This is a genomic window from Buchnera aphidicola (Brachycaudus cardui), assembly GCF_005081945.1.
Lineage (GTDB): Bacteria > Pseudomonadota > Gammaproteobacteria > Enterobacterales > Enterobacteriaceae > Buchnera > Buchnera aphidicola_AN.
Genome location: NZ_CP034879.1, coordinates 634,926 through 643,931, shown reverse-complemented (window position 1 = coordinate 643,931; position 9,006 = coordinate 634,926). Strand labels below are relative to the sequence as shown.

General features: G+C 24.9%; 8 protein-coding genes and 1 tRNA gene. 4 read left to right on the top strand and 5 right to left on the bottom strand.

Annotation, left to right across the window (positions count from 1 at the left end; all coding sequences use genetic code 11):
• Positions 1 to 248: 248 nt before the first annotated feature.
• Both D9V67_RS03145 and der read left to right on the top strand, forming a co-directional pair.
• Positions 249 to 821 (top strand): YfgM family protein, encoded by a 573-nt coding sequence (locus D9V67_RS03145; protein WP_158360055.1) that lies wholly within the window; start codon positions 249 to 251, stop codon positions 819 to 821.
• Between the two features lie 80 nt (positions 822 to 901).
• Positions 902 to 2,263 (top strand): ribosome biogenesis GTPase Der, encoded by a 1,362-nt coding sequence (gene der / locus D9V67_RS03140; RefSeq protein WP_158360053.1) that lies wholly within the window; start codon positions 902 to 904, stop codon positions 2,261 to 2,263.
• Between the two features lie 3 nt (positions 2,264 to 2,266).
• Here the strand turns inward: der and fdx are convergent, their stop codons facing one another.
• The 5 genes from fdx to D9V67_RS03115 form a co-directional block, all read right to left on the bottom strand.
• Positions 2,267 to 2,602, bottom strand: a complete 336-nt coding sequence (gene fdx / locus D9V67_RS03135; protein WP_158360051.1) for an ISC system 2Fe-2S type ferredoxin — start codon at positions 2,600 to 2,602, stop codon at positions 2,267 to 2,269.
• Positions 2,602 to 4,449: a Fe-S protein assembly chaperone HscA gene (gene hscA, locus D9V67_RS03130; protein WP_158360049.1), complete on the bottom strand. Its 1,848-nt coding sequence runs from the start codon at positions 4,447 to 4,449 to the stop codon at positions 2,602 to 2,604. The genes fdx and hscA overlap by 1 nt, the downstream gene beginning before the upstream one ends.
• A gap of 10 nt (positions 4,450 to 4,459) precedes the next feature.
• The gene (hscB, locus tag D9V67_RS03125) at positions 4,460 to 4,984 is read right to left on the bottom strand and encodes a Fe-S protein assembly co-chaperone HscB (RefSeq protein ID WP_158360046.1); all 525 of its coding nucleotides are present in this window, start codon (positions 4,982 to 4,984) and stop codon (positions 4,460 to 4,462) included.
• A gap of 81 nt (positions 4,985 to 5,065) precedes the next feature.
• Positions 5,066 to 5,446 (bottom strand): Fe-S cluster assembly scaffold IscU, encoded by a 381-nt coding sequence (gene iscU, locus D9V67_RS03120; protein WP_158360044.1) that lies wholly within the window; start codon positions 5,444 to 5,446, stop codon positions 5,066 to 5,068.
• Positions 5,447 to 5,476: 30 nt separating this feature from the next.
• Positions 5,477 to 6,691, bottom strand: a complete 1,215-nt coding sequence (locus tag D9V67_RS03115) for an IscS subfamily cysteine desulfurase (RefSeq protein ID WP_158360042.1) — start codon at positions 6,689 to 6,691, stop codon at positions 5,477 to 5,479.
• A gap of 149 nt (positions 6,692 to 6,840) precedes the next feature.
• On the opposite strand from D9V67_RS03115, the gene D9V67_RS03110 reads away from it, so the two are divergent.
• Positions 6,841 to 6,917: transfer RNA gene (locus tag D9V67_RS03110), tRNA-Trp, on the top strand.
• A 218-nt stretch (positions 6,918 to 7,135) separates the two neighbouring features.
• Positions 7,136 to 8,989: a dihydroxy-acid dehydratase gene (ilvD, locus tag D9V67_RS03105; RefSeq protein WP_158360040.1), complete on the top strand. Its 1,854-nt coding sequence runs from the start codon at positions 7,136 to 7,138 to the stop codon at positions 8,987 to 8,989.
• Positions 8,990 to 9,006 lie beyond the last annotated feature (17 nt).

Here is a 9,006-nt window from a genome sequence, read left to right as displayed (position 1 = left end):
GTTATGACATTAACTAACTGTGTACAATTAGTGATTTTCATACGGATAACTTTTTTATATGTTATAATTTTAAGCTAAATTAAATAAAAAATTATTAATAATGAAATTCACTATTGCATTCAAGACAAAATTTTAAAAAAAAAATTATATTTTAGTTAAAATAGTAATATTAATTAGTAGTATTAATATAAAAAATTATTAATTTATAAAAAAATTAATATATATCATCTGAAATCAAAGAGAATCAAATGTTCAATTTTTTTAAAACAAAAATCATATTTTTTATTATATTTTTTATTATTTTCAGTATAATTTTATGCTATTGGAAATATTCCTTTAAAACTGATACAAATAATTTAAATCCATTACAATATGAAAATATTATAAAAGAAATCAATATAAATAAACCCACAAACTTAAATAAAGCTGAAACATTTATCATTCAAAATAAAAATATTTATGGTACTTTAACTGCTATGTTTCTAGCAAAAAAATATGTGTTAAAAAATGATTTCCAGAAAGCTATTATTCAATTAAATAATAGCTTAAAATATACAAAAGAAGAAAATTTAAGAAATATTTTAAAAATAAGAATCACTAAAATTACAATACAACAAAAAGAATATAAAAAATCTATAAATATACTTAAAACTATTAATGATCATAACTGGTCTAATATAATCGAAAATATAAAAGGTGATATTTTTTTTAAACAAAATAATAAAAAAGCAGCAATAAAAGCTTGGGAAAAGAGCTTATTTCTTGAAAGTTCTAATGCATCTAAAGAAATTATTAATATGAAATTAAATGAATTAAAATAATAAATGCAAAACTCGCACATAAAACTATTTCTTTCATTTATACATACAAAAAATTTTTAAAAAGAGTATATATACTTAAAATGACACCTATTATTGTATTAATCGGTCGTACTAATGTAGGAAAATCTACTATATTTAATTGTTTAACAAAAAGCAGAAATGCATTAGTCGCTAATCATCCAGGCGTGACTAGAGATAGACAATATGGATATTGTAAATCGGAAGACTTGAATCGAAAAATAATTTTAATTGATACAGCAGGTCTAGATATAAAATCAAATGAAATAGAAAAAAAAGCATATGAACAAACACTTATAGCTATACAAGAGTCGCATTTAATTTTATTTATAGTAGATGCTCGTGACGGCTTAATGCCTCAAGAATTTGAAATATCTAAAAAAATTAGACAATATGAAAAAAAAACAATTCTTATTATTAATAAAATTGATGGTATAAATAATACTTTTAATATTAATGAATTTTATTCATTAGGATTTAATAAAATACATAAAGTTTCTGCTAGCCATAATCAAGGTATCAATACTCTTATTATAAAATATTTCATTCCTTGGATAAATTTAGAATTTAAGAAAGAAAAAAAAACAATATTAAATTATCAATACTCTGAGATAAAAAAGTTAGAAACTAAAATAGCCTTTATAGGTCGCCCTAACGTTGGAAAATCTACTTTAATTAATAGTATTCTAAAAGAAGAAAGAATGATTACATGCAATACACCGGGAACCACATTAGATAGTGTTTCAACACCTATTAAATACAATAATAATAATTATATTTTAATTGATACTGCAGGAGCATCTAGAAAAAATAAAAATCTTAGTATTATTGAAAAGTTTTCAATAATTAAAACATTACAAAGTATTGAAAAATCAAATGTAATTCTATTAATGATAGATGCATGTAATAAAATATGCAGTCAAGATTTATTATTATCAGATTTTATTTTAAAATCTGGGAAAGGAATTGTTATTGTTATAAATAAATGGGACCGATTAAATTATTCAGAAAAAAAACAATTTAAAGAAACAATAAAAAATAAACTAAAATTTCTTTTTTTCTCTAGAATACACTTTATATCAGCACTATATCAGAAGGGAATATTTCAATTATTTAAATCCATTCATGAAGCTCATGAAGATTCTAAAAAAACAATTAGTACCTCAATACTTACAAAAACCATGCATATGGCAATTAAAAAACATCAACCACCAATAATTAAAGGACGTCGAATAAAATTAAAATATGCACATTTAGGAAGTTCTCATCCTCCTAAAATTATTATACATGGTAATCAAGTTACATACTTATCTTCACCTTATAAAAGGTATTTAATTAATTTTTTTTATAATAGTCTTCAAATAAAAGGAACACCAATTAAAATACAATTTAAAGACAATATAAATCCTTATACTAAAAAATAAAAATCAATATTCTGTAATAGAATTGATATTATATAAAGGTATTTCTACTTCAATATCCATATTTCCAATAATTGCTTGGCAACTTAAACGACTTTCAGATTCAAGACCCCAAGCCTTATCTAAAATATCATCTTCTTTTTCAGACCATCCTGAAAGAGAAAGAAAACCCTTTCTTATAATACAATGACATGTACTACAAGCACATGATTGTTCACATGCGTGTTCTAATTTAATATGATTACGTAATGCAACATTTAATATAGTTTCGCCTTCTTTTGCTTGTAATTTAGCACCATTAGGTAATATAATTTTATGTGGTAAAAATATAATTTTAGGCATTATTTATTTCTCTTTAAATAATTCGTATTTGAAAAGGAACTGAAAGTTTTTTTAAGTTGCAATGAAAAAAAGTTCTTACTAATATCTTCTAATTTTTTAATATTTAATTTTATAGAAAAAAAATCGTCTTCATCAATAGATTTTTCTAACTTCTTCTTTTGAAGTTTTATTTTATTTAATTCTTCTTCTGAAACTAATCTTTTATTATCTCTCAAAGCAGTGTTTAAAATATCTAAAATATGTATTGCTTCCATTTTTTTTTCTGTTTTTACTCTAAAAAAATAGTCCTTTTTAGCATATACTAATGAATCTTGAACTACTTTAGCAACATTAATATTTTGTAATATCATGTTACTATCAATTTGAATACGTTTATGTTGATTACTATATTTATCTAATACTTTTACATCAATTAATCCATCTGTATCAACTTCAAATGTAACTAAAATACGAGTAACTCCTGCTTTTTGAGGTTTTATGTTTTTTAAAATAAAACGAGATAATGAAATACAATCTTTTACTAATTCTCTTTCACCTTGTAAAACATGTATAATAATAGAAGTTTGATTATCTTTATAAGTAGTAAACTCTTTAGTTTTAGAGATAGGAATTGAAGTATTTCTAGAAATTATTTTTTCAACAAAACCACCCATTACTTCAATACCTAAAGAAAGCGGCATAACATCCAATAATATTGTTTTATTTTTGACATAACTATTATTAATTAGCATATTTGCTTGTATTGCAGCACCTATTGCTACAACTTGATCAGGATTAATAGAACTTAATGGAAGTTTTTTAAAAAAGTTTAAAACTTCTTGATAAACTAAGGGTACACGAGTTGAACCTCCTACCATTATAACTTCTTCTATTTTATCTACTGATAAATTAATTTCTTCAAGTAATTGAGAACAAATCAATAAAGTTTTTTTTACTAAATCAATAATAATAATATTAAATTCATCACGAGTAATATAACTTGTCCAACCAAAAAACTGAATCTCTACTTTATGATAGATAGTTAATTTGACTTTAGTTATTTTTGCAATTTGTAATAATGAACATTGAAAAAATTCATTGCATGTATCTTTTATATTGCATTTATTTTCTATATTATATTTTTTAAAAATATAGTTAGCTAAAGCGTAATCAAAATCATCACCTCCTAAATTAGAATTTCCACTAGTCGCTAATACTTCAAATATTTCTTTATTTAGTTTTAATACAGATATATCAAAAGTACCACCTCCTAAATCGTATACAATAATTATACCTTTCTTTTTTATTTTTAATCCATATGCAATAGCAGCAGCTGTAGGTTCATTTAATAATCTTATTAAATTAATTTGTGATAAAAGAGCTGCTTCTTTAATAGCTTTTTTTTGAAAATTATCAAAATACGCTGGAACTGTAATAATGCTTGCATCTATTTCTTGATTAAATAAAAAAAGAGCTCTTTTTTTTAAACATTTTAATATTTCACTAGAAACATCAATAGGAGTTACAACACCAGTATTTGTATGAAAAATAATATTGCCATTTTTTTCCTCTATAAGGTATGGTAGAATAGGAAATTCTTTTTTTATAAATTCAATAGAACGACCTAATAAGCGCTTTACAGAAGTAATAGTATTCATAGGATCTTTAATAACATGTTCTAAAGCATCCCAACCTACTGATACAGTATTATTTTTATAAGACACAATTGATGGCAATAAATAGCGTTTTTTATTATCTAATAATAAAATAATTTCTTCTTTTTTTACAGTAGCTGCTAAAGAATACGTAGTACCAAAATCAATACCTAAAAATAATTTTTCACTATTATTTTTTTTTGTAACGACCATATACTATACCTTAATTTATATATCCTAAAAAGATACCTTCTTCTTTTTTTAAATTAGTTTTTATTTTTTTAAAAAATAAAAATTTTGATATAATTTGAACTGTCTTGTCATAATTATTATTTTTAAATTCAATATCAATCATGATTTTATAATTTTCAATTTTTTTTTCTATTTTAGTTAAAAAAATATTTAATTTTGTTTTATCAAAATTGTTCTTTTTTAAATCATCTAACTCTTCATATAAAGAAAAGTATTTTATTAAAAAATCTTGATTTTTTAATAAAATAGTTTCTTTACTAATTTCAAAACCATTTAGATATAGTAGATATATTGCTCTGCTTGAAGAATGTTTTAAAATTTTATAACCTTTATTGATTTTAATTGATTGTTCTAAAACTATTTTTTTCTTTAAAGAACAATCATTCATAAATAAATCAGGATGGAATTTTAATTGTAACTTATAAAAATTTTCAGTCAGTATTTTTTTATCAATATTAAACTGTTGTGGTACATTTAATAATGTAAAATAGTTCATATATATCACCTATACTAAATAAAATATAAAAAATTAAATTCAATGTTGAAAGAATAATTTCTTTCAACACTAAATACTAAACTATTTCTTTTTACTGTTATAATCAGCAATAGCTGCTTTAATAGCATCTTCTGCTAAAATAGAACAATGAATTTTTACCGGTGGAAGTTCTAGTTCTTCTACTATGGTAGTATTTTTAATTGATGCAGCTTCAGTGATAGATTTACCTTTTACCCATTCAGTGACTAATGAACTAGACGCAATAGCAGAACCACAACCATATGTTTTAAAACAAGCATCTTCAATAATTCCTTTATTGTTAACTTTAATTTGTAATTTCATAACATCACCACAAGCAGGTGCGCCAACTAATCCACTTCCTACATTAGTATCAGAATTAGAAAAAGATCCTACATTACGAGGATTTTCATAATGATCCATTACTTTTTTACTATAAGCCATTTTTTAATTACCTTAGTGTTGATATTATTATTAACTATGATCCCATTCTATACTATTTAAATCAACTCCTGCTTTAAACATTTCCCATAAAGGTGAAAGATTACGTAATTTATAAATAGCTTGATGAACTAATTTTACTGTATGTTTGATTTCTTCTTCTGTAGTAAATCGACCTATTGAAAAACGAATCGAACTATGCGCTAGTTCATCTTTAATTCCTAAAGCTTTTAAAACATAAGAAGGTTCTAAACTAGCAGAAGTACAAGCAGAACCAGAAGAAATAGCTAAATCTTTAAGTGCCATAATTAAGGATTCACCTTCAATATAGTTAAAGCTAACGTTTAAAATATGAGGTACACCTTGCTTTAAATCACTATTTAAATATACTTCTTCAATATTTTTAATACCATCCCAAAGAGAATTTCTTAATTTTGTTGTATGAATAAAATCATCATGTATTTTATTTTTAGCTAAGATAAATGCCTCTCCCATTCCTACAATTTGGTGAACAGCTAAAGTTCCTGATCTCATACCTCTTTCATGTCCACCTCCATGTATTGACGGTAATAAACGGACGCGTGGTTTCCGACGAACATATAGACCACCAATTCCCTTAGGACCATAAACTTTATGAGCAGAAAACGACATTAAATCTATAGATAATTTTTTTAAATTAATAATAATTTTGCCAACACCTTGAGTTGCATCTACATGAAAAAAAATACTATGATCTCGACAAATTTTTGATATATTATCAATATCTTGTATAATACCAATTTCATTATTCACATGCATTATAGAAACAAGTATAGTATCTTTTTTTATACTTTTTTTTAAATCATTTAAATCAATAATACCATTATTTTTAGGAGTAAGATAAGTCAAACGAAAACCTTTATTTTCAAGATATCTACAAGTATCTAAAACAGATTTATGCTCAGTTTTACTAGTAATAATATGCTTACCTTTTTTTTGATGGAAAAAAGCTATACCTTTGATAGCTAAATTATTTGATTCAGTCGCACCAGAAGTAAAAATAATTTCACGAGAGTCTGCTCCAATTAATTCTGATATTTGATTACGTGCAATATCTACAGCTTCTTCTGCTTGCCATCCAAATTTATGAGAACGAGATGCTGCATTCCCAAATATTCCATCTATTGTTAGATAATTCATCATTTTTTTTGCAACTTCGCACTCTACTGGTGTTGTTGCAGCATAATCTAAATAAATTGGAGTTTTCATAATCAATATTTACCTTTGAATAATATTATATGTCTAGAATGTATATTCTATCATTTTAATAAAATTTTATATCTAAAAATCATAAAATATATACTAGACTTTTATTCTTATTCAGAATATAATCTTTATTAAAAATTAAAAATATCATTAGGGGTGTAGTTCAATCTGGTAGAGCATCGGTCTCCAAAACCGAAAGTTGTAGGTTCAAATCCTTCCACCCCTGCCAAAAAATCACTAGTTGAAATTTTTTTGTCATTAACCTAAAAAAATTAATCAATATCAATATTATATCATTTACATCAAAAACATCATCATTCCTTCTTTTTAAATTTCAATAAATTTTTTTAAAAATATATTATGTTTAAAATTTTTTTAATAACTAAAAAATTTAGTTAATGAATAGTATTCATTTTAAAAAAATATTACTTTTTGAGGTAATCTAAAGTGCCTAAATATCGTTCTTTTACAACTACACATGGTAGAAATATGTCTGGAGCAAGAGCGTTGTGGCGTGCTACAGGTATGACTGATGAAGATTTTAATAAACCAATTATTGCAGTAGTAAATTCTTTTTCTCAATTTGTTCCAGGACATATTCATTTACAAGAAGTCGGAAGACTTATTACTAAAGAAATTCAAAAATTAGGAGCTGTTGCAAAAGAATTTAATACAATAGCAATTGATGATGGAATAGCAATGGGACATGGTGGAATGTTATATTCTTTACCATCACGTGAATTAATTGCCGATTCGATAGAATATGTAATTAATGCGCATTGTGTTGATGCAATGATTTGTATTTCTAATTGTGATAAAATTACTCCAGGTATGTTAATGGCATCGTTACGTTTAAATATACCATCAGTTTTTGTTTCAGGCGGACCTATGGAAGCAGGTAAAATACAAAAAAATGAAAACGTAATAAAAATTGATTTAGTAGATGCTATTATTCAAGGAGGAGATACTAACAATTCGGATAATTTTATTAAAAATATTGAACTTTCTGCTTGTCCTACATGTGGATCTTGTTCTGGTATGTTTACAGCTAACTCTATGAATTGTTTAACAGAAGTTATGGGATTAGCTCTTCCTGGAAACGGTACATTACTAGCGACTCATATAGATCGTAAAAAATTATTTATAAACTCAGCTAAAACTATTGTTCAAATCACTGAACAATATTATAAAAATAAAAATAAAAACGTATTACCTAGAAGTATTGCTAATAAACAATCTTTTGAAAATGCTATGACATTAGATATTGCTATGGGAGGATCAACTAATACTATTTTACATTTACTAGCAGCAGCGCAAGAAGCTAAAATTGATTTTAAAATGTCTGATATTAATAATTTATCTAAAAAAGTACCACATATTTGTAAAGTTGCACCAAGTACTTCTTTATATCATGTAGAAGATGTTCATCGTGCTGGTGGAGTTATGAGTATTTTAGGAGAGTTAAATCGTGCTAATTTACTGCATAAAAATACAAGAAATGTATTACAACTTAATCTAGAAGAAACATTAAATGAATATGATATTCTAGTTACAAATAATCTTGAAATCATTAAAATGTTTAAAGCAGGACCAGGTGGAATACGCACAATAGAACCATATTCTCAAAATTTTAGGTGGAATGAGTTAGATAGTGATCGTAAAAATGGTTGCATTCGATCTATTCAACATGCTTATAGTAAAGATGGAGGATTAGCTGTTTTATATGGAAATTTAGCGAAAGATGGTTGTATTATTAAAACAGCTGGAGTAGATAAAAATAACTATATTTTTTCTGGAATTGCTATTGTATATGAAAGTCAAGAAGAAGCTGTAAATGGTATTTTAAACGGTCAAGTAGTTTCAGGAAATGTTGTTGTTATTCGCTACGAAGGTCCAAAAGGTGGTCCTGGTATGCAAGAAATGTTATATCCTACCACATATTTAAAATCTATGAATTTAGATAAAACATGTGCATTAATTACTGATGGTAGATTTTCAGGTGGTACTTCAGGGCTTTCTATAGGACATATTTCACCAGAAGCAGCAAATAAAGGTATTATTGCTTTAGTGAAAAACGGTGATATTATTAATATTAATATTTTCCAAAGAACTATTCATTTAAATATTACAGAAAAAGAATTATCTAATCGTATTTTACAAGAAGAATCAAAAAAATTTTTATCTTACACACCTCATAATCGAAAAAGATATGTTTCTGATGCATTAAGAACATACGCATTTTTTGCAACTAGTGCTGATAAAGGTGCAGTAAGAGATAAAAGTAAATTATCTAATTTTTAAAAATATAGGATATATTA